Origin of the sequence: Pseudomonas sp. PD9R (assembly GCF_019200975.1) — a bacterium.
In the GTDB taxonomy this organism is placed as follows: domain Bacteria; phylum Pseudomonadota; class Gammaproteobacteria; order Pseudomonadales; family Pseudomonadaceae; genus Aquipseudomonas.
Window position 1 is genome coordinate 455,538 of sequence record NZ_JAHTMR010000002.1, and the last position, 19,850, is coordinate 475,387.

Here is a 19,850-nt window from a genome sequence, read left to right on the forward strand (position 1 = left end):
GCTGTGGCTTTCGTACAACTCGCCGAGGGCGAACTGAATTACCAACTCGACGGACCGGCCGATGCGCCGGTGCTGGTGCTGTCCAACTCATTGGGCACCGACCTGCACATGTGGGATGCACAGATTGCCGCGTTCACCGAGCATTTTCGCGTGCTGCGTTTCGACACCCGTGGCCACGGCAAATCGCTGGTGACGCCAGGGCCGTACAGCATCGAGCAGTTGGGCCACGACGTGCTGGCGCTGCTCGATGCCTTGCACATCGAGCGGGCGCATTTTTGCGGTCTGTCCATGGGCGGCTTGATCGGGCAATGGCTGGGGATTAATGCCGGTGATCGCCTGAACAAACTGGTGGTATGCAACACCGCGGCGAAAATCGGCGATCCATCGATCTGGAACCCGCGCATCGAAACTGTTTTGCGCGATGGTCAGGCAGCCATGGTTGCGCTGCGCGATGCATCGATTGCACGCTGGTTCACCCCGGACTTCTCGGCGGCCAACCCGGCAGTGGCGAAGACGATCACCGACATGCTCGCGGCCACATCGCCCGAAGGCTACGCGGCCAATTGCGCGGCAGTGCGCGATGCCGATTTCCGCGATCAGTTGTCCTCCATCAAAGTGCCGCTGCTGGTGGTTGCCGGTGCTGAAGACGCGGTCACGCCGCCGTCCGGTGGGCATTTCATTCAGGAGCACGTGCCGGGCGCCGAGTACGCCGAGTTCTACGCGGCGCACTTGTCCAACGTTCAGGCCGGCAATGCATTCAGCGAGCGGGTACTGGCGTTTTTGCAGGCTCAGTGAGGAGATTTTCGTGGACGAGAAACAACGTTACGACGAGGGCATGAAGGTCCGTCGCGCAGTACTGGGCGACGCTCACGTCGACCGCAGCCTGACCGCCTTGACCGAGTTCAACTCGGAGTTTCAGGAAATGATCACCCGCCATGCCTGGGGTGACATCTGGACCCGCCCGGGCCTGCCACGTCACACCCGTAGCCTGATCACCATTTCAATGCTGATCGGCATGAACCGCAGCGAAGAACTCAAACTGCACCTGCGCGCCGCCGCCAACAACGGCGTGAGCCGTGGCGAGATCAAGGAAGTGATCATGCAAAGCGCGATTTACTGCGGCATCCCGGCGGCTAACGCAACGTTCCACCTGGCCGAGTCGGTGTGGGATGAGTTGGGGGTTGAGTCGCGGGAATAATAGGGTAACGGCTTTGAAAAGATCGCAGCCTGCGGTAGCTCCTACATAGATCGGTGTAGGAACTGCCGCAGGCTGCGATCTTTTATTTTGTGTTTACAGCAGGCTGATCGGATAACTGACGATCAAGCGGTTTTCGTCGAACTCATTGTTGCTGTAATCGCGGCGCATGGTCGAGTTGCGCCATTTCAGGTTCAGATCCTTTAGCGCACCGCTTTGAACGGTGTAACCCAACTCACTTTCGCGTCCCCATTCCTTGCCGTCGGTGATGCTGCCGGTGTGCACATTGTCGCCGCTGATGTAGCGGTTCATCAGGGTCAGGCCGGGCACGCCGAGGGCGACGAAGTTGTAGTCGTGACGCACTTGCCAGGATTTTTCCCGGGCGTTGTCATAGCTGGAGTTGTAACTGTCATTGGCCAAGGTGCCGCCGCTGGTGCCATTGACGCGCATCCACGGGCTGTCGCCGGTGAGCTTTTGCAGGCCGACGTAAAAGGTGCTGCCGCCATACTTGGCCGAGAGCAGGCCGTACAAGGTTTTGTTGTCCAACTCGCCGGCGCGGGCGCTGCCGTCATCCTTGCCGTAGAAGAAGCCGAGGTTGGCACCCAAGGTCCAGTCGCCGAGGGGCTGGCTGTGCACCAGGTTGATGAATTGCTGGCTGTAGATGTCTTTGAGCTCGGCGTTCCACACACCGATCTGCGTGCGTTTTTCGTTGAACAGATACTCGCCACCCTCGAAGTTGAAACGGTCAGAGGTGAACGCTGCTTTGCCGGTCATCGACATGTCGCTCATGCTGCTGTCGTCCCGCGGGCTGTTGGCGCGGAACTGGCCGCCATAGAGCGTCAGGCCGTTGATTTCCTTTGACGTGACCTGACCGCCACGGAACGTTTGCGGCAGTGAGCGACCGTCGTCCGAACGCAAAATCGGCAATACCGGCATCCATTCGCCGACCTTCGCTTCGGTCTGCGACAGCTTGGCCTTGAACGCTACGTTGGTGCGGCCGAAGTTGTCCGCCGGTCGACCGTCGTGATCCAGCGGCAGCAACTGCGTACCGCCGGTGCCTTTGCCGCCATCGAGTTTCACCGAGTACAGCCCCAGCACATCCATGCCGAAACCGACCGTGCCTTGGGTAAACCCGGACTTGGCATCGAGAATGAAGTTTTGCGTCCACTCTTCAGCCTTGCCTTGAGCCTTGGTCGGGTTGGTGAAGTTGCGGTTGATGTAGAAGTTGCGCAGGTTGAGATTGACCTTGGCGCCTTCGACAAAACCAGCCTCTTCTGCCTGGGCGGGCAGGGCTGCGCTGGCCAGGGCGACGGCAATCAGACTGGGGACGAAATACTGCGCGGTGGAAGGCTTCATGTGCTCGGGTCTCTCTAATTCTTGGGGATGAAACGGGTACTGCCGCAACCGTGAGGTGCAGACATGCAATCGGATGTTTTGCGGTAAGGCTTGGGAGTCAACCGGACATAGCGGGGCGCGGGAGCATGGTGACGAACCTGTTGTTATTGGTCTTGTGCGCCGAATGGTGCGGGGAATGGACTAGATGGTTCAATTGGTGAAAGCGGGTTTTGGGCGATTATCGAACAGAAGAGACAATGGAGTTTTTCTAGGTTGGAATACGCCAAATAAGCATTCTATTTTAGGGTTAAGAAAGCCCTGAACCTATATCGCGTGGATGTCAATCTGTCATATGTGACAGTTGTTGGGATGTGTTTTTGGTATTAAGGTTTTTCGGCGTGTTAAGACAGATTTATTGTTATTTTGAATCGGGAGATTGTGATGAGTACTAAAACGAGCAAGTTGGTCACTGAGATAGATGAACGGGTTATCTATGAGGATGGTAAGCCCAAGACAGTAAGTTTGTCCGGGTCTGATATCCCGTTAGCGCTCACAAAGGGAAGGGCCCACGGAGATATCAAAATTGATGGCGAGATTTTTAAATCAATTGAATCGCAAGCCTTGTATTTTGTCTGGAGTGAAAAAAACCCTGGTGTTGTCGGTTTTTTTTAGAGGTTACGTACGAGGGCGGGAGGTTACGCATCTCCGGTGATGAATTGGAGACGAATAAGTCTTATCATATTTCAGCAGATTCTTCTGATGTAGATGTATTGTTTGATATAGAAGGGGTGACTGCATGGCCGCATTACGTACCACAGGGTACTTTACATGTCCGGGAGGCTACTAAGAATTCAATAAGTGGTTATTTTTCGTTTGGCTTTAAAAATAACGCGTCGGATGATAAGCGAGAGATTACTTTTATATGTAATGTGTTCTCGTTGAATATTAGTGATTAGGCGGGTTTTAGTTGCTGGAAGTATTTTGTTCGGTTGATGTGGCAGCTCTAGGCTAGAGCTTGTCAAGCATGGTGAGTACAGGTTTTTTATGCAAGAAGAAAGTGTTATAAAAAACGCACCAAGGAACAGTTCTTTGGTGCGTTTTGTTTTGCTACTTGATCAAAACATTCTCATCTTCGGCGCTTCTTCTTTCAACGGCTCATTCTTCGCCGTCTGTTCATTCCAGCCACCACCCAGTGCCTTGTACAGATTGACCTGGCTGATCAATTGCGCCAGACGGTCGGTGATTAGCGACTGTTGAGATGCGAACAACTGGCGCTGGGCATCGAGGAACGTCAGGTTGCTGTCGACCCCGATGCGGTAACGCCGCTCGGCCAGACGGTAGTAGTCCTGGTTGGCGCTGACCAGATTACGCTGGGCTTGCACCTGATCGGTGTAGGTCCCGCGTGAGGCCAGGCCATCGGCGACTTCCTGGAAGGCGGTCTGGATGGATTTCTCGTAGTTCGCCACGCCGATGTCTTTCTGGATTTTCGAGTAATCCAGGCTGGCGCGCAGGCTGCCGGCGTTGAAGATCGGCAGGTTGATCTGTGGCTGGAACAACCAGGTGCCCGAACCACCCTTGAACAGACCGGACAGGTCCGGGCTCAGGGTCCCGGCATTGGCGGTCAGGCTGATACTCGGGAAGAACGCCGCGCGTGCTGCACCAATGTTGGCGTTAGCCGCCTTGAGGTTGTATTCGGCCTGGAGGATATCCGGGCGACGTTGCAGCAAGTCCGATGGCAAACCGGCCGGCACGTCGCTCAGCAGGTCGTCGCTCAGCGGTTTAGCCGCTGCCAGGTTGGCGGGGACGCCGGTGCCGAGCAGCAGGACCAGACTGTTTTCATCCTGGGCGACCTGGCGAGTGTAACGGGCCAGTTGCGCACGGGCGTTTTCCACCGAGGTACGCGACTGCGCCAGGTCCAGTGCCGAGGCCACACCCACTTCGTTGCTGCGGGCGGTGAGCTTGTAGCTCTCCTCGAAGGCACCAAGCGTGTCCTGAGTGACTTTCAGCAGTTCCTTGTCGGCCTGCCAGGTCAGGTAAGCGTTGGCAACGCTGGCCACCAGGCTGAGCTGGGTACTGCGACGCGCTTCTTCAGTCGAGAAGTACTGTTGCAGTGCTTGTTCGCTCAGGCTGCGAACCCGACCGAACAGGTCGAGTTCATAAGCGCTGATACCGACCGTGGCCGAGTAGGAACTGGTGATGCCCGCCTGACCGGTCTGTGAAACGTCGGCCGGAACGCGCTGACGGCTGCCGGTGCCATTGGCCGAAACGGCCGGGAACAGATCGGCGCGCTGAATGCGGTACTGAGCCGCAAAGGCATCGATGTTCAGGGCCGCGACACGCAGGTCACGGTTGTTTTCCAGGGCGACCTGAATCAGCTGTTGCAGCGCCGGGTCATGGAAAAACTGCTTCCAGCCTTGCTCCGCAGCCGCCTGGGCGGGCGCCTGGGCCGGCGAGTACGCCGGGCCCTGCGGGTATTGGCCTGCCACCGGTGCTTCAGGCTGCTGATAATCAGGTATCAGCGAGCAGCCACCGAGCACGAACGCGGCGATTGCCAGGGAGAGTAGCGACTTGCTCATTAGCCAGCCTCTTTAGGAGTTTCAGTGGTGTCATCCTGGTCGGCTTTTTTACGCTGACCCATGGCCGACACGGTGACGAAGAACAGTGGGACCCAGAAGATCGCCAGTACGGTGGCGGTGATCATACCGCCGATTACCCCGGTACCGATCGCATGCTGGCTACCCGAGCCTGCGCCGGTGGATATCGCCAGTGGTACCACGCCGAGGACGAACGCGAGCGAGGTCATGATGATCGGTCGCAGACGCATGCGGCAGGCTTCGATTGCCGCATCGCGCAGGCTTCGTCCTTGCTCGTGCAGTTCCTTGGCGAATTCGACGATCAGAATGGCGTTTTTCGCCGCCAGACCGATGGTCGTCAACAGGCCCACCTGGAAGTACACGTCGTTGGACAAGCCGCGCAGGCTGGTGGCCATCAGTGCACCGATGATCCCCAGCGGCACCACCAACATCACCGCGATCGGAATCGACCAACTTTCATACAACGCCGCCAGGCACAGGAACACCATCAGCAGCGACAGGGCATACAGCGCTGGCGCTTGCGAACCGGACAGACGTTCCTCGTACGACAGGCCCGTCCAGGAAATGCCCACGCCTGCAGGCAATTTCTTGGCAATGGCTTCGACTTCAAGCATGGCTTCACCGGTGGAATAACCGGGTGCCGGGGCACCGAGGATTTCCATCGCTTCCACACCGTTGTATCGGGCCAGTTTCGGTGAACCGTAGATCCACTCACCCTTGGCGAACGCCGAGAACGGAACCATGGTGCCTTCGCGGTTGCGCACGTACCACTTCTTCAGGTCTTCGGGGCTCATACGAGCGCCGGGCTGACCTTGCACGTAAACCTTCTTCACCCGACCGCGGTCGATGAAGTCGTTGACGTAGCTACTGCCCAGTGCGATCGACAAGGTGTTGTTGATGTCGGCGATGGTAATGCCCAGGGCACTGGCCTTCTCGTCGTCGATTTCCAATTGATATTGCGGTTCGTCGTTCAGACCGTTCGGGCGCACCTGCGACAGGACTTTGCTCTGCGCCGCCATGCCGAGAAACTGGTTGCGAGCAGCCATCAGTTTGTCGTGACCGATACCGGCGCGGTCTTGCAGGAACACGTCGAAACCGGTGGCGTTACCCAGTTCCAGTACCGCCGGTGGTGCGAAAGCGAACACCATGGCATCACGGAAGGTGAAGAAGTGCTGCTGGGCACGGGCCGCTACTTTGAACACGTTGTTGTCGGCATTACGTTCGCCCCACGGCTTGAGCATGATGAACGCCATACCCGAGCTCTGGCCACGGCCGGCGAAGTTGAAGCCGGTCACGGTAAACACCGAGTTCACCGCATCGCCTTCACCGCCATCCTTGCCCGGACGCAGCAGGAATTCACGCATCTGGTCGACGACCACTTGAGTACGCTGGGCAGTCGAACCGGCCGGGGTCTGCACTTGGGCGAACAGTACACCTTGGTCTTCTTCCGGCAGGAACGCCGTTGGAATGCGGGTGAACAGCCAGATCATGCCAACGATGATGAGCAAGTACGCCAGCAGATACGGGGCCTTGTGCGCGAGCATATTGCCCACGCCGCGCTCGTAGCTGCGCACGCCTCGGTCAAAGTTACGGTTGAACCAGCCGAAGAAACCGCGTTTCGGCGTACCGTGCTCACCTTTCGGAATCGGCTTGAGCAGGGTGGCGCAGAGCGCCGGGGTGAAGATCAGCGCAACCATTACCGACAGGGCCATGGCCGAGACGATGGTGATCGAGAACTGCTTGTAGATCACACCGGTGGACCCGCTGAAGAACGCCATTGGCAGCAATACCGCCGACAGCACCAGGGCGATACCGACCAGTGCACCCTGGATCTGCCCCATGGATTTCTTGGTGGCCTCCTTGGGTGACAGGCCTTCCTCACTCATCACCCGTTCGACGTTTTCCACCACGACGATGGCGTCGTCCACCAGCAAGCCGATAGCCAGGACCATACCGAACATGGTCAGGGTGTTGATGCTGAAACCGGCTGCCGCGAGGATGCCGAACGTACCCAGCAACACCACTGGCACGGTCATCGTGGTGATGACGGTGGCGCGGAAGTTTTGCAGGAACAGGAACATCACCAGGAACACCAGCACGATCGCTTCGACCAGGGTTTCAACCACACCCTTGATCGATTCGGTCACCACTGGAGTGGTGTCGTACGGGAACACCACTTCCATCCCTTGCGGGAAGAACGGCTTGAGGTTGTCGATGGTTTTGCGCAGGGCTTTGGCGGTGTCGAGGGCGTTGGCACCGTTGGCCAGTTTCACTGCCAGACCGGAAGCCGGGGCGCCGTTGAACTGAGCGTTGATGCTGTAGTTCTCACCACCCAGACCGACATCGGCGACATCTTTCAAGCGAACCTGAGAGCCGTCCTTGTTGACCTTGAGCAGGATTTTATTGAACTGCTCAGCGGTCTGCAGGCGGGTCTTGCCGATGATCGTCGCGTTCAGCTGTGTGCCAGGCAGGGCGGGCAGGCCGCCGAGTTGGCCGGACGAGATCTGCACGTTTTGTGCGGCGATTGCGGTTTTCACATCCACCGGAGTCAGGTTGAAGTTGTTCAACTTGGCCGGGTCGAGCCAGATACGCATGGCGTACTGGGAGCCGAACACCTGGAAGTCACCGACACCGGCGGTCCGCGAGATCGGGTCCTGCATGTTGGACACGATGTAGTTGGACAGGTCGTCCTTGGTCATGCTGCCGTCACGCGATACCACGCCGATTACCAGCAGGAAGTTTTTCACTGCCTTGGTCACGCGGATACCCTGTTGCTGCACTTCTTGCGGCAGCAGCGGGGTGGCCAGGTTCAGTTTGTTCTGGACCTGAACCTGCGCGGTATCGGAGTTGGTGCCTTGCTCGAAGGTCGCGGTGATGGTCATGGTGCCGTCGGAGTTACTTTCCGACGAGACATAACGCAGGTTGTCGATACCGTTGAGCTGTTGCTCGATCACTTGCACCACGGTGTCCTGCACGGTTTGTGCGGACGCGCCTGGGTAAGTCACCTGAATCGCAATGGCCGGTGGCGCAATGCTCGGGTATTGGTTGATTGGCAGTCTGAGAATCGAGAGTGCCCCGACCAGCATGATCACCAGGGCAATTACCCAGGCGAAAATCGGACGGTCGATAAAAAATTTCGACATGGTTTACTCCCCTTTGCCGCTGGAAGCCTTGTCAGCTGCCTGTGCGGGGGCCGGGTTCTTTGCGCCAACGTTGGTCGCCTCACTGGCTTTGACTTCGATGCCAGGTTTGACGAATTGCAGCCCTTCGGTGATCAGGCGATCGCCGGCCTTCAGGCCGTCCTCGATCAGCCATTGGCTGCCGACGGTGCGGCTGGCCTTGAGCTGACGCAGTTCGACTTTGTTGTCCGGGCCAACGACCAGTGCGGTCGGGGCGCCTTTTAGATCGCGGGTCACGCCTTGCTGTGGAGCCAGAATCGCGGCGCTGTTTACACCGGCTTGCAATTGAGCATGCACAAACATGCCTGGCAGCAGGGTATGGTCCGGGTTCGGGAACACAGCGCGCAGAGTTACGGAGCCGGTGGTCTGATCGACCGAGACTTCGGAGAATTCGAGTTTGCCGTCCAGTTTGTACTGGCTGCCGTCTTCGAGGGTCAACTTGACTGTCGCGGCGTTGTCGCCGGCCTTTTGCAGGCGGCCGCTTTCCAGCTCCCGGCGCAGCTCAAGCAGCTCGACCGAGGACTGAGTGACGTCAACGTAGATCGGGTCGATTTGCTGAATCACCGCCATTGCGTCGACTTGGGCATTGCTGACCAGCGCGCCTTCGGTGACCGAAGAACGGCCGATGCGGCCGGTGAGCGGGGCGTAGACTTTGGTGTAGCGCACATTGATCTGGGCGGTTTGCAGCGCGGCTTCCGATTGCAGGCGGTTGGCCACGGCGGTGTCGTATTCCTGACGGCTGACGGCCTGCTCATCGACCAGTTGCTTGTAGCGGTCGGAAATCGACTTGGTCGAACGCAGGTTGGCTTCGGCACTCTTCTGCGTCGCCTCGTAGACCGACGGATCGATCTGGTACAGCTGCTGGCCAGACTTGACGTCGCTGCCTTCCTTGAACAGGCGCTTGAGAATGATGCCGTTGACCTGCGGGCGAACTTCAGCAATGCGGAACGCACTGGTACGTCCCGGAAGCTCGGAAGTCAGGGTGAAGGCTTGGGGTTGCAGGGTAACGACGCCGACCTGAGGCGGTGGTGCGGCCGGAGCTGCCTCTTCTTTTTTACATCCACTGAGCAGCGATGCCAGGGCGACGGCGGCGACCAGGGCGGTAACAGCTGGCTTGAATTGCATGAAGATCCTCGGGTCAGGCGCGCAAAACACGCACAAGAAAAGATGGAAGGTTAAAAAATGGGTGCCGGGTGGATAAGTAGCATGCTAATGAATATACTTACGTTCACGGCTGTTTGTAAATACCTTGACTGTGTATGCACGCCGTTACAGACGCCGCTGGAAGGTTGGAATTGTAGGCCCGGGGACGATACCCAAGAGCGCTCGCCCCACTTTTATTCAGCTGATATTCAGACATCGCTGAAGCATCCTGATTGAGGTTGTACTGCCATGGTCCGTCGTACCAAAGAGGAAGCTCAAGAAACCCGCAGTCAGATACTCGAAGCGGCCGAAAAAGCCTTTTATGAAAGGGGCGTGGCGCGCACGACACTGGCGGACATCGCGACCCTGGCCGGCGTCACTCGCGGGGCTATCTATTGGCATTTCAGCAACAAGGCGGACCTGGTCCAGGCCATGCTGGATTCCTTGCATGAGCCACTGGACGAAATGGCCAAGGCCAGCGAGAGCGAGGATGAACTCGACCCACTGGGTTGCATGCGCGAACTGTTGATTCATTTGTTTCATCAAGTTGCCATGGACCCGAAAACCCGACGCATCAATGAGATTCTTTTTCATAAGTGCGAATTCACCGATGAAATGTGCGACCTGCGCCAGCAGCGCCGCGAGGTCAGCCTCGACTGCAACGTACGCATCGCCCTGGCCCTGACCAATGCGGTGAATCGCGGGCAACTGCCGGAAAACCTCGACACCGCCCGTGCGGCCATCTGCTTGCATGGTTACATTGATGGCATGTTGTATCAGTGGCTATTGGCCCCCGACAGTTTTGAACTGCATACCGAGGCAGAACGTTGGGTCGATGCCGGGTTGGACATGCTGCGCCTGAGCCCCAGCCTGCGTAAGTGAAACAAAATGCTTAATCGGTTTCGCGTGTGTCAACCGCTGGTTCTGTAAATGAACAGTTCTTCACCCGTTCTGAGGTGATGGGGTGCTTTTATATACGCACACTCGCCGGGTTTACAGGTAGCAAGCTCAGTATTTTGTAGGAATTTTGTGTCGCCAGTGTGGCGAATCATTGCGCCGCCCCTGTAGGAGCTGCCGAAGGCTGCGATATTTTGATCTTCAGCAATGGCCATATCACCAAATCAAGATCAAAAGATCGCAGCTTGCGGCAGCTCCTACAGGGGCCGTGTTCAACAAAAAGCCCCGGCTCTTTCGAGTCGGGGCTTTTTGCATTTCAACGGGTGAAGCTTACAGCGTCGGATAATCGATGTAGCCGACCGGGCCTTTTGCGTAGAACAGTTCCGGATGTGCTTCGTTCAGCGGTGCATCGGCTTTCAGGCGCGCCGGCAGATCCGGGTTGGCAATAAATGGCACGCCGAAGGCGACGGCATCAGCCTTGCCAGCGGCCAGCCAGGCGTTGGCGCTGTCTTTGGAGAAGCGTTCGTTGATGATGTACGGGCCGCCGAAGGCTTCTTTGATTTGCGGGCCGAGGCTATCAGCGCCTTCTTTTTCGCGGGAGCAGATAAACGCGATGCCGCGCTTACCCAGCTCACGAGCCACGTAGGTGAAGGTTTCCGCCAGGTTGTCGTCGCCCATGTCGTGGGAGTCGGCACGCGGCGACAGGTGCACGCCAACGCGGCCGGCACCCCAGATTTCGATGGCGGCGTCGGTCACTTCCAGCAACAGGCGCGCACGGTTTTCCAGGGAGCCGCCGTAGTTGTCGGTGCGCTGGTTGGTGCTGCTTTGCAGGAACTGGTCGAGCAAGTAGCCGTTGGCGCCGTGGATTTCCACGCCATCGAAACCGGCAGCCTTGGCGTTCTCGGCACCCACGCGGTAAGCGTCGACGATGTCGGCGATTTCAGCGGTTTCCAGCGCGCGCGGCGTCGGGTAGTCAGACAGTGGGCGAACCAGGCTGACGTGGCCTTTTGGCTGGATGGCGCTCGGTGCGACCGGCGCTTCACCGCCCAGGTACGACGAGTGCGATACCCGGCCCACGTGCCACAGTTGCAGGAAAATCTTGCCGCCCGCGCCGTGGATTGCTTTGGTCACGTTGGCCCAGCCACGCACCTGGTCGTTGGACCAGATGCCCGGGGTGTCCGGGTAGCCGACGCCCATCGGCGTGACCGAAGTGGCCTCGCTGAGGATCAGGCCGGCGGAGGCGCGTTGTACGTAGTACTCGGCCATCAGCGCGTTCGGCACGCGGCCTTCGTCGGCGCGGCAGCGGGTCAGCGGAGCCATGATGATGCGGTTGGCCAACTCGAGGTCGCCCAGTTTGATCGGATCGAAAATAGTCGTCATGCAATACAACCCTTGTGAGGTAAGTGAATCAGTTAGTAGCCGGGGCCAGTTCGGGATCGCCGCTCTGGCGGAAAGTGATCAGGGTCAGCAGCAGGGCGAGCACCGCCAGTGCGCCTGCCGCGAGCGGCACGCTGGTCAGGCCGAAACCGTGGGCGATGACGCTGCCGCCGACCCAGGCGCCCAAGGCGTTGCCGACGTTGAAAGCGCCGATATTCAGGGTCGAAACCAGGTTCGGTGCAGCCTTGCCATAGGTCACTACGTTGACTTGCAGCGCCGGCACGGCGGCGAAACAAGCGGTGGCCCAGAGGAACAGAGTGATTTCGGTTGGGATGAGCGCGACGCTGGTCCAGGTCAATACGGTGGAGATCACCGCCATGGCGATGAACACGCCAATCAGCGTTGCCGCCAAACCTTTGTCTGCCAGCTTGCCGCCGATGATGTTGCCGACGGTCAGGCCCAGGCCGATGAGCATCAGGGTCCAGGTCACGCCACGGGGCGAGACGCCGGTGACTTCGCCCAGCAGCGGCGCGACGTAGGTAAAGAGGGTGAACACTGAGGCCGCGAACAGTGCCGTCATGCTGAGGGACAACCAGATGCCAGCCCCCTTGAGCGCTGCCAGTTCGGCGCGCATGTCGAGTTTCTCTTCATCACGCTTGGCGGGCAGGAAGCGGATCAGGCCGATCAGTGCAATCACACCAATCACTGTCACGGCCCAGAAGGTCGAGCGCCAGCCCGCTTGCTGACCGAGCGCGGTGCCCAGTGGAACGCCAAGCACGTTGGCCAGGGTCAGGCCGGTGAACATCAGGGCCACGGCGGAAGCGCGTTTGTTGGCCGGCACCAGGCCTGCCGCCACCACAGAGCCAATACCGAAGAAGGCACCGTGGCACAGGGCCGTCACCACGCGGGCGATCATCAGCACGTTGTAATCGCTGGCTACCGCACAAAGCAGGTTGCCGATAATGAAGATGCCCATCAGCGCGACCAAAGCGGCCTTGCGCGGCAGTTTGGCGGTGGCCAGCGCCATGAACGGCGCGCCGATGGCCACGCCCAAGGCGTAAACGGTCACCAGCCAGCCGGCACCGGGGATCGACACACCAAGGTCCGCCGCCACATCAGGCAGCAAGCCCATGATGACGAACTCGGTGGTGCCGATGGCGAAGGCGCTCAAGGCCAGAATGAGTAGCGAGAGGGGCATTGTGTAATTCCTTTTCGGCTGACTGACGTAAAGGGTCAGAGCTCTTTGCTGAAGGTTTCGAGGAACGCCTGAATGGTTTCTTCATTGCGCTTGAAAAAATGCCACTGGCCGACTTTGCGGCTGCTAATCAGGCCGGCGCGTTGCAGCGTCGCCAGGTGTGCGGACACCGTGGACTGCGACAGACCGCAACGTTGATCGATCTGCCCGGCGCAAACGCCGTGCTCGTTGCTGTGGGACTGGTCTGGAAATTCGACGTCCGGGTCCTTGAGCCAGTGCAGGATTTCTCGCCGTACCGGGTGCGCCAGGGCTTTTATTATTTCGTCGAGATTGAGGGTCATGGTGTGGGCTCGTGATGAGTAAAACGCTATATCGCGATGGGGCGAACTTTAAATCGGTATTTCGCGATATACAAATATGATTTGGCTCTGACCAACTCATAATTCGATATATCGAGTTATAACGATACATGGATTGTAACGATGCAAGAGGGCAGTGCTAAGCTGCGCCCATGAACTATCTCGCACATCTACACCTCGGTGGCCAGCGTCCCGGTCAATGGCTCGGCAGTCTGTATGGCGACTTCGTCAAAGGACGGCTGCAAGGGCAGTTCGATCCCGAGATCGAGGCGGCCATCCAGTTGCATCGCAGCATCGACGTATTCACCGACCGCCATCCGTTGGTGGATGTTTCGTTGTCGCGGTTTTCCCTGACGCGTCGGCGCTATGCCGGGATCGTCCTCGACGTGTTCTTCGACCATTGCCTGGCGCGGGACTGGGCGCTGTATGCGGACCGGCCGCTGGAGCAATTCACCTCGGACGTGTACCGGGTGCTGTCCAACCAACCGCAACTGCCGGAGCGCCTGGCGAAGATTGTGCCGCACATGGTGGCCAATGACTGGTTGGGGTCGTACCAGGCGTTTGAAGTGCTGGATCAGGTGTTGCGGGGGATTTCCCGGCGCCTGACCCGGCCGGAAGAACTGGCTGCTGCGATGCAGGAATTGCGGACGTTGTATGAGCCGTTGAGCGAGGATTTCAGATTGTTCTATCCGCAACTGCAGGATTTTGCCAGGAACCGATGACATCAATCTCTGTAGGAGCGAGGCTTGCCCGCGAAGGGAACGCCTCGGTGTAATGAGACACCGCGTTATCGTTCTTCGCGGGCAAGCCTCGCTCCTACAAGAGCCTTATGCGGCGATCAGCTCGCCGGTACGCCGTGGTTCAGCAGGTTTGGCAACATCACCAAACAACACTTTCTGCACCGCCTGCTGCGCTTCGAACGCCAGCGCCGCACGCTCCCGTCCTTGGCATTCGATCGGCTTGAGCAGATGAATCTCCACCTCGCCGCGGTCGTTGGCAAACAAGCGCATCAGGTGCGACAACAAATCATCATCGCCAATGAACGGTGCCAGCGTGTCGGGTTCACCGTCGCGCACATAACGGATCGCCACCGGTTGCAGTGCCACTTCAGAGTCGATGGCCGCTGACAACAAACGACCGTGGAAAGTACGCAACGAACGGCCATCAGTGGTGGTGCCTTCCGGGAACATCAGCAGCGGATGTTCCTGCTCCAGGTGACGGGTCATCTGTTTGCGAATCAACTGACTGTCGCCCGAGCCGCGGCGAATAAACAGACTGCCGGCCTTGGCCGCCAACCAGCCAGCCACCGGCCAGGTGCGCACTTCGGCCTTGGACAGGAACGACAACGGCGTGAGCATTCCCAGCAACGGGATATCGGTCCAGGACACATGATTGCTGACCCACAGCATCGGCGTCTTCGGCAGCTCACCGTGAACGGTTACGTTGAAGGGCAGGGCATTGCTCAACCGCGCCATGAAAAACCGTGACCAGCGCTGGCGACGCACCATCGAATGGGCCAGCCCCAAGCGCTCAAACACGCCGAACAGAGTGGCCATGCTCAGGCCGAGCGCGACTACCAGCAGCACTCGCGCAATTCGCGCGTACACGCGCAATCGACTCATTACACAGCCGCCTTGAAGTGTTTGGCGTAACGCGGGCAGAGCTCGTCGCGCTTGAGCAGGATGAACACATCGGCGACCTGGAAGTCTTCGTCCCAGCACGGCTCGCCGCAGATCTTCGCACCCAGGCGCATGTAGGCCTTGAGCAGCGGCGGCATTTCAGCGATCACGTTCGAGGGAATATCCAGCGTCGGCAGCGGTTTTTTCGGCTCGGCCCGCAGGTGTTCGGTGCACAGGTAGCGCTCGCGCAGACGCTGCATGATCGCGTGGGCCTGGATGCCACCGTCCTGCATCGGGATGCTCGCGCAACCCATCAAATAGCTGTAGCCGCCCTGATTCAGGACTTCGGCCAATTCGCCCCAGAGTACGGCGATGGTGCCGCCGTTGCGGTAAGCCGGATCGACGCAGGTGCGACCGATTTCCAGGATCGGGCCTTGCAGATGGACCAGACCATGCAGGCTGAATTCTTCTTCGCTGTAAAACTTGCCCAGGCTGCTGGCGGCGGTGTGATCGAGTAAACGGGTGGTCGCTACCAAACGCCCGGTGTTCAAGTCACGCACGCCGATGTGGGCGCAGTGAACATCGTAGTCATCCATGTCCAGACCCAGTTCCGCGCCTTTGAGTTTGGCGTTGAATTCGCCGCTGAACACGTTGAAGCGCAAGGCCTGGGCTTCCTGCAAAGCCTCGGCGCCTATCAGACGTTCGGCTTGCAGGCGGCGTTCGTTGGCGGTGTCGCTGATGCGGGCGATCTGAGTCATGGCGAATCTCCGTGCGGGCTGCTCACCCGTCTCAGGGTTACAGCGGATCGACTTTCTTTATCCAGCCTTGTTGTGCAAAGTCAGGCTATGTAGCCCCGGTGTCATCGCCGTTAAGCTTTGGTGATGCTTATATGACAGCCCACAAGGAGCCTCTTATGCCCTGGCAAAACCTGTTGAATCGCCGCGAGCGCTTGCCCGCCAACCCGGACTTGGGCGAAGGCTTTGCCACCCTGCTGCACCACTTGGGTAGCGTCACCCCGTTCGAACTGGCGGTGGCCGGTGCACGAATGATGGCGACGCCGGGGCTGGCGTTTCTGGTGGGGTATCAGGCGGCGTTGCGCATGCTGTGGCCGAGCGCGCCGCTGAGCCTGGGCGCGCTGTGCGCGACTGAGCAGCGCAGCCTGCGCCCGGCTGACATGCAAACGCGGCTGAGCGGTTTGCGCCTGAGCGGGCGCAAGGATTTCGTCACTGCGGGTGATGCCGCCGATTGGCTACTGGTTGCCGCCCGCAGTGAAGAGCCCGGCGGCGAACCGCGCCTGAGCCTGGCGGTGGTGTATCCCGACGAGCCCGGCGTGCGGGTGGAAAAGCTTCCAGCGATTCCTTTGATGCCGGACATCAGCCACGGCCGGTTGTTTCTGGATAACGCATTGTGTGAATTGCTGGCGGGGGATGGTTGGGATGCGTACGTCAAACCGTTCCGTACCCTGGAAGACATCTATGTGCTGAGCGCCATGACGGCCTGGCTGTATGGCGTCGGTCAGGACAGCGATTGGTCGCAAAGTTTGCAATTGCGTTTGCTGGCGCTGCTGGCCGGTTGTGCGGAAGTCAGCCGGCAGGCACCGAGCAATCCGGCGGGGCATGTGTTGCTGGGCGGATTGTTTGCGCAGTTTGAGGGGCTCAAGGCTGAAATCCATGACGCGCTGGTCGAAGGCCCGCCGTTGTGGGCCGAGATGTGGCAGCGCGATCAGGCGGTGATGGATTTGGCGGCGGGCGCGCGGGGCAAGCGGTTGGCCAAGGCGTTGGCGGCGATCTGACAGGCCTCATCGCGAGCAAGCTCCCTCCCACATTTGAAACGCATTCCCCTGAGCTGTCGAAGGCTGCGATCTTTTGATCTTGATTGCCTCGAAAAAAAAGATCAAAAGATCGCAGCCTTCGGCAGCTCCTACAGGGACCGTCATTTAGATGGGCTAGGCTCAGCAAGTTACCCCCCACGAGCCCACGCCATGTCCAAAGGCTTGCCCCTGTTTTTCCTGCTGCTGCTCAGTCTCGCGGCCCACGCTGAAAACTGGCCCGCCGAGCAATGGGCAAACGGCCCGATGGTCACCGGGCCGGCGCTTCAGGCCCTGGAGCGGTACGCCTTCCCACCGCGCAATGACACGACCCGCCAGGGCATTCGCACCGATGCCTTGTTGGTGATCCGCGACGGTCAGTTGATTTTCGAACGTTACGCCGGCCCGACGACTGCCGAAACGCCGCACCTGACCTGGTCTATCAGCAAGAGCCTGATGGCCACGATCCTCGGCGTGGCCTATGGCGAAGGCCGGTTCCAACTGCAGGACCCGGCGGTCAAGTTCTACCCTGCGCTGCAAAAACACCCGGACATCACCATGGCCGACCTGCTGCACTGGGCCTCGGGCCTGGACTGGCAGGAAGACTATGAATACGCACCGTTGAAGTCCTCTGTTGTCGCCATGCTTTACACCCGTGGGCACCACGACATGGCGGCATTCACCGCCGATCACGAGGCGTATGCCACGCCGGGACAGAGGTTTCGTTATTCCAGCGGTGATAGCGGTCTGTTGTCCGCCGCCTTGAAAACCATCGTCGGCCCGAATCGCTATGCGGATTATCCATGGACCGCGCTGTTTGATCCGCTGGGCATTCGTCATGCCGTCTGGGAAAGCGACGCCACGGGGACCTTCGTTGCCTCGTCCTATGCCTATCTCACCGCGCGGGATCTGGCGCGGGTCGGGTTGTTGATGGCCCGTGACGGTCGCTGGGGCGAGCGCCAATTGCTGCCCAAAGACTGGGTCTCCTTCAACCTTCAACCGTTCGCCCGCTACCACGCCAATGAAGACGACGCCGCTCCCGGCGGTCAATGGTGGCTCAACCGTGAGGTCGAGGGCGCAAAACGACCCTGGCCTGACGCGCCTGCCGATACCTTCGCCGCGCTGGGTCATTGGGGGCAGGCGATGTATGTGATCCCTAGCGAAAACCTGGTGATCGTGCGTTATGGCGATGACCGAGACGACAGTTACCAGGACAACGAGTTGCTCAAACTTGTGCTCAAAGTCTTTGCCCGCAAGGTGCAGCCATGAACCGACGCCACTTTGTTCTACGCCGGCCGTTCAGCACGTTGCTGCTGATTTTGCTGATCGTCCTGTTCGGCTGGATCTGGCAGGAACGGGTGGCGTTGGGGGCGTTCCCGGACATCATCAGCGCCTACACCGCCAAGGAATATTGCTCATGTCGTTACGTGATGCACAACAACGCCGAGTACTGCCACGGGTACGTGAAACAGTGGGTGCCCACCAGCGGCTTCACCGATGACGCCGCGAGCAAGCGCATCACCGTCAGCGGCTTGGGGCGCAGCAATAGCGCCGTGTGGATTGGCGAGCATCAGGGTTGCCGCCTGGAGAATTGATATTTTGGTGCAAAGTACACTTTTGTGGCGAGGGAGCTTGCTCCCGCTCGGCTGCGCAGCAGTCGCAATACCTAATCATAAGTTTTACCTGAAGTAATCCAGCGCCTGGGTTTGGGAGCGCTTTGCGCTCCAGCGGGAGCAAGCTCCCTCGCCACAGAGTCCCCATTGCCACAGCTCCCTTTCCTCAGGTTCCACACCGTGGAACCACATTCGATTGTCCTCGCGCGCGACTCGCGGTTATCTGGCGGTGAGCGCGACCTGCCTTGATGTGTCGCGAAATCACAGCGAACAAAAAGAACGGGAATACACCCGGCCCGAGGACATTCGACATGACCCGACATCAGCACATCCTTGCCTGGCTCAGCGACGTGGCCAGCGACCTGCACGCCACCCGCCATGACATCCACGCCCACCCGGAACTCGGCTTCGAGGAAAACCGTACCTCGGCGCTGGTGGCCAAATCCCTTTCTGAATGGGGTTACGAGGTGCATACCGGGATCGGCAAGACCGGCGTGGTTGGCGTGCTGCGCAATGGCGACAGCTCGCGCAAACTCGGGATACGAGCCGACATGGACGCGCTGCCGATCATCGAGAATACCGGCGCGGCCTATAGCAGCCAGCATCAAGGCTGCATGCACGCCTGCGGGCATGACGGCCACACCACGATGTTGCTCGGCGCGGCGCGTTACCTGGCGGCGACCCGTCAGTTCGATGGCACCCTGACCCTGATTTTCCAGCCCGCCGAAGAAGGCCAGGGTGGCGCCGAAGCGATGCTCGCCGACGGCCTGCTCGAACGTTTCCCGTGCGATGCGCTTTTCGGCATGCACAACATGCCAGGCCTGCCAGCGGGGCATCTGGGCTTTCGCGAAGGACCGATGATGGCCTCGCAGGATTTGCTCACGGTGACGATCGAAGGCGTCGGTGGTCACGGCTCAATGCCGCACTTGGCGGTCGATCCGCTGGTGGCGGCAGCCAGTGTGGTCATGGCCCTGCAAACCGTGGTCGCGCGCAACATTGATGCGCAGCAGGCAGCGGTGGTGACGGTCGGTGCTTTGCAGGCCGGGGAAGCGGCCAACGTCATTCCGCAACAGGCGATCTTGCGCTTGAGCCTGCGGGCGTTGAATGCCCAGGTGCGTGAACAGACCCTCGAACGAGTGCGCGCAATCATCGAATCCCAGGCCCACAGTTTCGGTTGCAGCTCGAAAATCGAACACCGTCCGGCCTATCCGGTGCTGGTCAACCACGCCGTAGAAACCGAGTTCGCCCGCCAGGTCGGTGTCGAGCTGGTCGGTGCCGAGGCGGTGGATGGCAACACACCCAAACTCATGGGCAGCGAAGACTTCGCCTGGATGCTGCAACGCTGTCCCGGCGCCTACCTGTTCATCGGCAACGGCGTGTCGCGGCCGATGGTGCATAACCCCGCGTATGACTTCAACGACGACATCCTGCTGACCGGCGCGGCGTACTGGGGCGCGCTGACCGAGAGCTGGCTCAAGCCGGCCTGACCCCTGTGGTAGCGAGGCTGCTCGCGATGGACGTTAACGATGACGCGTGT

The 19,850-nt window shown here is 59.4% G+C and carries 18 protein-coding genes; 9 read left to right on the forward strand and 9 right to left on the reverse strand.

What is annotated here, in order from left to right:
- Positions 1 to 3: 3 nt before the first annotated feature.
- Complete coding sequence (gene pcaD, locus KUF73_RS06540; RefSeq protein ID WP_218437229.1) at positions 4 to 795, forward strand: 3-oxoadipate enol-lactonase; 792 nt, start codon at positions 4 to 6, stop codon at positions 793 to 795.
- Positions 796 to 805: 10 nt separating this feature from the next.
- Entirely contained in the window at positions 806 to 1,198 is a 393-nt protein-coding gene (gene pcaC, locus KUF73_RS06545) for a 4-carboxymuconolactone decarboxylase (protein ID WP_218437230.1), read from the forward strand.
- Positions 1,199 to 1,291: 93 nt separating this feature from the next.
- On the opposite strand, the gene KUF73_RS06550 is transcribed toward pcaC, so the two are convergent.
- A complete protein-coding gene (locus tag KUF73_RS06550) occupies positions 1,292 to 2,551 on the reverse strand; it encodes an OprD family porin (protein ID WP_218437231.1) in 1,260 nt (419 codons plus the stop codon).
- Positions 2,552 to 2,971: 420 nt separating this feature from the next.
- Between KUF73_RS06550 and KUF73_RS06555 the strand changes: the two genes are divergently transcribed.
- Positions 2,972 to 3,202 carry a hypothetical protein gene (locus KUF73_RS06555; RefSeq protein WP_218437232.1) on the forward strand — a complete coding sequence of 77 codons (231 nt, stop codon included), beginning with the start codon at positions 2,972 to 2,974 and terminating at the stop codon, positions 3,200 to 3,202.
- 443 nt (positions 3,203 to 3,645) lie between these two features.
- Here KUF73_RS06555 and emhC read toward each other — a convergent pair whose 3' ends face one another.
- The 3 genes from emhC to emhA are packed head-to-tail and all read right to left on the reverse strand — an operon-like array spanning position 3,646 to position 9,428.
- Entirely contained in the window at positions 3,646 to 5,106 is a 1,461-nt protein-coding gene (emhC, locus tag KUF73_RS06560; RefSeq protein WP_218437233.1) for an efflux RND transporter outer membrane subunit EmhC, read from the reverse strand.
- On the reverse strand, positions 5,106 to 8,267 hold the full coding sequence (gene emhB / locus KUF73_RS06565; RefSeq protein WP_218437234.1) for an efflux RND transporter permease subunit EmhB: 3,162 nt from the start codon (positions 8,265 to 8,267) through the stop codon (positions 5,106 to 5,108). Before emhB ends, emhC begins: the two co-directional genes overlap by 1 nt.
- A 3-nt stretch (positions 8,268 to 8,270) precedes the next feature.
- Positions 8,271 to 9,428 (reverse strand): efflux RND transporter periplasmic adaptor subunit EmhA, encoded by a 1,158-nt coding sequence (gene emhA, locus KUF73_RS06570; RefSeq protein WP_218437235.1) that lies wholly within the window; start codon positions 9,426 to 9,428, stop codon positions 8,271 to 8,273.
- 267 nt (positions 9,429 to 9,695) lie between these two features.
- Here emhA and emhR point away from each other — a divergent pair, with 267 nt between their 5' ends.
- Positions 9,696 to 10,328, forward strand: coding sequence for an efflux system transcriptional repressor EmhR (emhR, locus tag KUF73_RS06575; RefSeq protein ID WP_218437236.1), 633 nt, complete (start codon positions 9,696 to 9,698; stop codon positions 10,326 to 10,328).
- Between the two features lie 345 nt (positions 10,329 to 10,673).
- Here the strand turns inward: emhR and KUF73_RS06580 are convergent, their stop codons facing one another.
- From KUF73_RS06580 to KUF73_RS06590, 3 genes are read right to left on the reverse strand one after another with little or no spacing between them, the layout of a single operon-like run.
- Entirely contained in the window at positions 10,674 to 11,723 is a 1,050-nt protein-coding gene (locus KUF73_RS06580) for an alkene reductase (RefSeq protein WP_218437237.1), read from the reverse strand.
- Positions 11,724 to 11,751: 28 nt separating this feature from the next.
- Positions 11,752 to 12,918: an MFS transporter gene (locus tag KUF73_RS06585; RefSeq protein WP_218437238.1), complete on the reverse strand. Its 1,167-nt coding sequence runs from the start codon at positions 12,916 to 12,918 to the stop codon at positions 11,752 to 11,754.
- Positions 12,919 to 12,953: 35 nt separating this feature from the next.
- Complete coding sequence (locus KUF73_RS06590; protein ID WP_218437239.1) at positions 12,954 to 13,256, reverse strand: helix-turn-helix transcriptional regulator; 303 nt, start codon at positions 13,254 to 13,256, stop codon at positions 12,954 to 12,956.
- A gap of 170 nt (positions 13,257 to 13,426) precedes the next feature.
- On the opposite strand from KUF73_RS06590, the gene KUF73_RS06595 reads away from it, so the two are divergent.
- On the forward strand, positions 13,427 to 13,996 hold the full coding sequence (locus KUF73_RS06595; protein WP_218437240.1) for an ACP phosphodiesterase: 570 nt from the start codon (positions 13,427 to 13,429) through the stop codon (positions 13,994 to 13,996).
- Positions 13,997 to 14,101: 105 nt separating this feature from the next.
- On the opposite strand, the gene KUF73_RS06600 is transcribed toward KUF73_RS06595, so the two are convergent.
- Both KUF73_RS06600 and olsB read right to left on the reverse strand, forming a co-directional pair.
- The gene (locus KUF73_RS06600) at positions 14,102 to 14,896 is read right to left on the reverse strand and encodes a lysophospholipid acyltransferase family protein (protein WP_218437241.1); all 795 of its coding nucleotides are present in this window, start codon (positions 14,894 to 14,896) and stop codon (positions 14,102 to 14,104) included.
- The gene (olsB, locus tag KUF73_RS06605; RefSeq protein WP_218437242.1) at positions 14,896 to 15,651 is read right to left on the reverse strand and encodes an L-ornithine N(alpha)-acyltransferase; all 756 of its coding nucleotides are present in this window, start codon (positions 15,649 to 15,651) and stop codon (positions 14,896 to 14,898) included. Before olsB ends, KUF73_RS06600 begins: the two co-directional genes overlap by 1 nt.
- A 155-nt stretch (positions 15,652 to 15,806) precedes the next feature.
- Between olsB and KUF73_RS06610 the strand changes: the two genes are divergently transcribed.
- The 4 genes from KUF73_RS06610 to KUF73_RS06625 all read left to right on the forward strand — a co-directional run bounded on the left by KUF73_RS06610 (position 15,807) and on the right by KUF73_RS06625 (position 19,800).
- On the forward strand, positions 15,807 to 16,685 hold the full coding sequence (locus KUF73_RS06610; RefSeq protein WP_218437243.1) for an acyl-CoA dehydrogenase family protein: 879 nt from the start codon (positions 15,807 to 15,809) through the stop codon (positions 16,683 to 16,685).
- Between the two features lie 189 nt (positions 16,686 to 16,874).
- Positions 16,875 to 17,969 carry a serine hydrolase gene (locus tag KUF73_RS06615; RefSeq protein WP_218437244.1) on the forward strand — a complete coding sequence of 365 codons (1,095 nt, stop codon included), beginning with the start codon at positions 16,875 to 16,877 and terminating at the stop codon, positions 17,967 to 17,969.
- The gene (locus KUF73_RS06620; RefSeq protein ID WP_218437245.1) at positions 17,966 to 18,295 is read left to right on the forward strand and encodes an amidase; all 330 of its coding nucleotides are present in this window, start codon (positions 17,966 to 17,968) and stop codon (positions 18,293 to 18,295) included. Before KUF73_RS06615 ends, KUF73_RS06620 begins: the two co-directional genes overlap by 4 nt.
- 329 nt (positions 18,296 to 18,624) lie before the next feature.
- Positions 18,625 to 19,800 (forward strand): M20 aminoacylase family protein, encoded by a 1,176-nt coding sequence (locus KUF73_RS06625; protein WP_218437246.1) that lies wholly within the window; start codon positions 18,625 to 18,627, stop codon positions 19,798 to 19,800.
- Positions 19,801 to 19,850 lie beyond the last annotated feature (50 nt).

Bases quoted from the DNA above. Each gene is read 5' to 3' on its own strand.
- KUF73_RS06550 (WP_218437231.1), bottom strand. From the start codon at position 2,551: ATGAAGCCTTCCACCGCGCAGTATTTCGTCCCCAGTCTGATTGCCGTC.
- KUF73_RS06555 (WP_218437232.1), top strand. From the start codon at position 2,972: ATGAGTACTAAAACGAGCAAGTTGGTCACTGAGATAGATGAACGGGTT.
- emhC (WP_218437233.1), bottom strand. From the start codon at position 5,106: ATGAGCAAGTCGCTACTCTCCCTGGCAATCGCCGCGTTCGTGCTCGGT.
- emhB (WP_218437234.1), bottom strand. From the start codon at position 8,267: ATGTCGAAATTTTTTATCGACCGTCCGATTTTCGCCTGGGTAATTGCC.
- emhA (WP_218437235.1), bottom strand. From the start codon at position 9,428: ATGCAATTCAAGCCAGCTGTTACCGCCCTGGTCGCCGCCGTCGCCCTG.
- emhR (WP_218437236.1), top strand. From the start codon at position 9,696: ATGGTCCGTCGTACCAAAGAGGAAGCTCAAGAAACCCGCAGTCAGATA.
- KUF73_RS06580 (WP_218437237.1), bottom strand. From the start codon at position 11,723: ATGACGACTATTTTCGATCCGATCAAACTGGGCGACCTCGAGTTGGCC.
- KUF73_RS06585 (WP_218437238.1), bottom strand. From the start codon at position 12,918: ATGCCCCTCTCGCTACTCATTCTGGCCTTGAGCGCCTTCGCCATCGGC.
- KUF73_RS06590 (WP_218437239.1), bottom strand. From the start codon at position 13,256: ATGACCCTCAATCTCGACGAAATAATAAAAGCCCTGGCGCACCCGGTA.
- KUF73_RS06595 (WP_218437240.1), top strand. From the start codon at position 13,427: ATGAACTATCTCGCACATCTACACCTCGGTGGCCAGCGTCCCGGTCAA.
- KUF73_RS06600 (WP_218437241.1), bottom strand. From the start codon at position 14,896: ATGAGTCGATTGCGCGTGTACGCGCGAATTGCGCGAGTGCTGCTGGTA.
- olsB (WP_218437242.1), bottom strand. From the start codon at position 15,651: ATGACTCAGATCGCCCGCATCAGCGACACCGCCAACGAACGCCGCCTG.
- KUF73_RS06610 (WP_218437243.1), top strand. From the start codon at position 15,807: ATGCCCTGGCAAAACCTGTTGAATCGCCGCGAGCGCTTGCCCGCCAAC.
- KUF73_RS06615 (WP_218437244.1), top strand. From the start codon at position 16,875: ATGTCCAAAGGCTTGCCCCTGTTTTTCCTGCTGCTGCTCAGTCTCGCG.
- KUF73_RS06620 (WP_218437245.1), top strand. From the start codon at position 17,966: ATGAACCGACGCCACTTTGTTCTACGCCGGCCGTTCAGCACGTTGCTG.
- KUF73_RS06625 (WP_218437246.1), top strand. From the start codon at position 18,625: ATGACCCGACATCAGCACATCCTTGCCTGGCTCAGCGACGTGGCCAGC.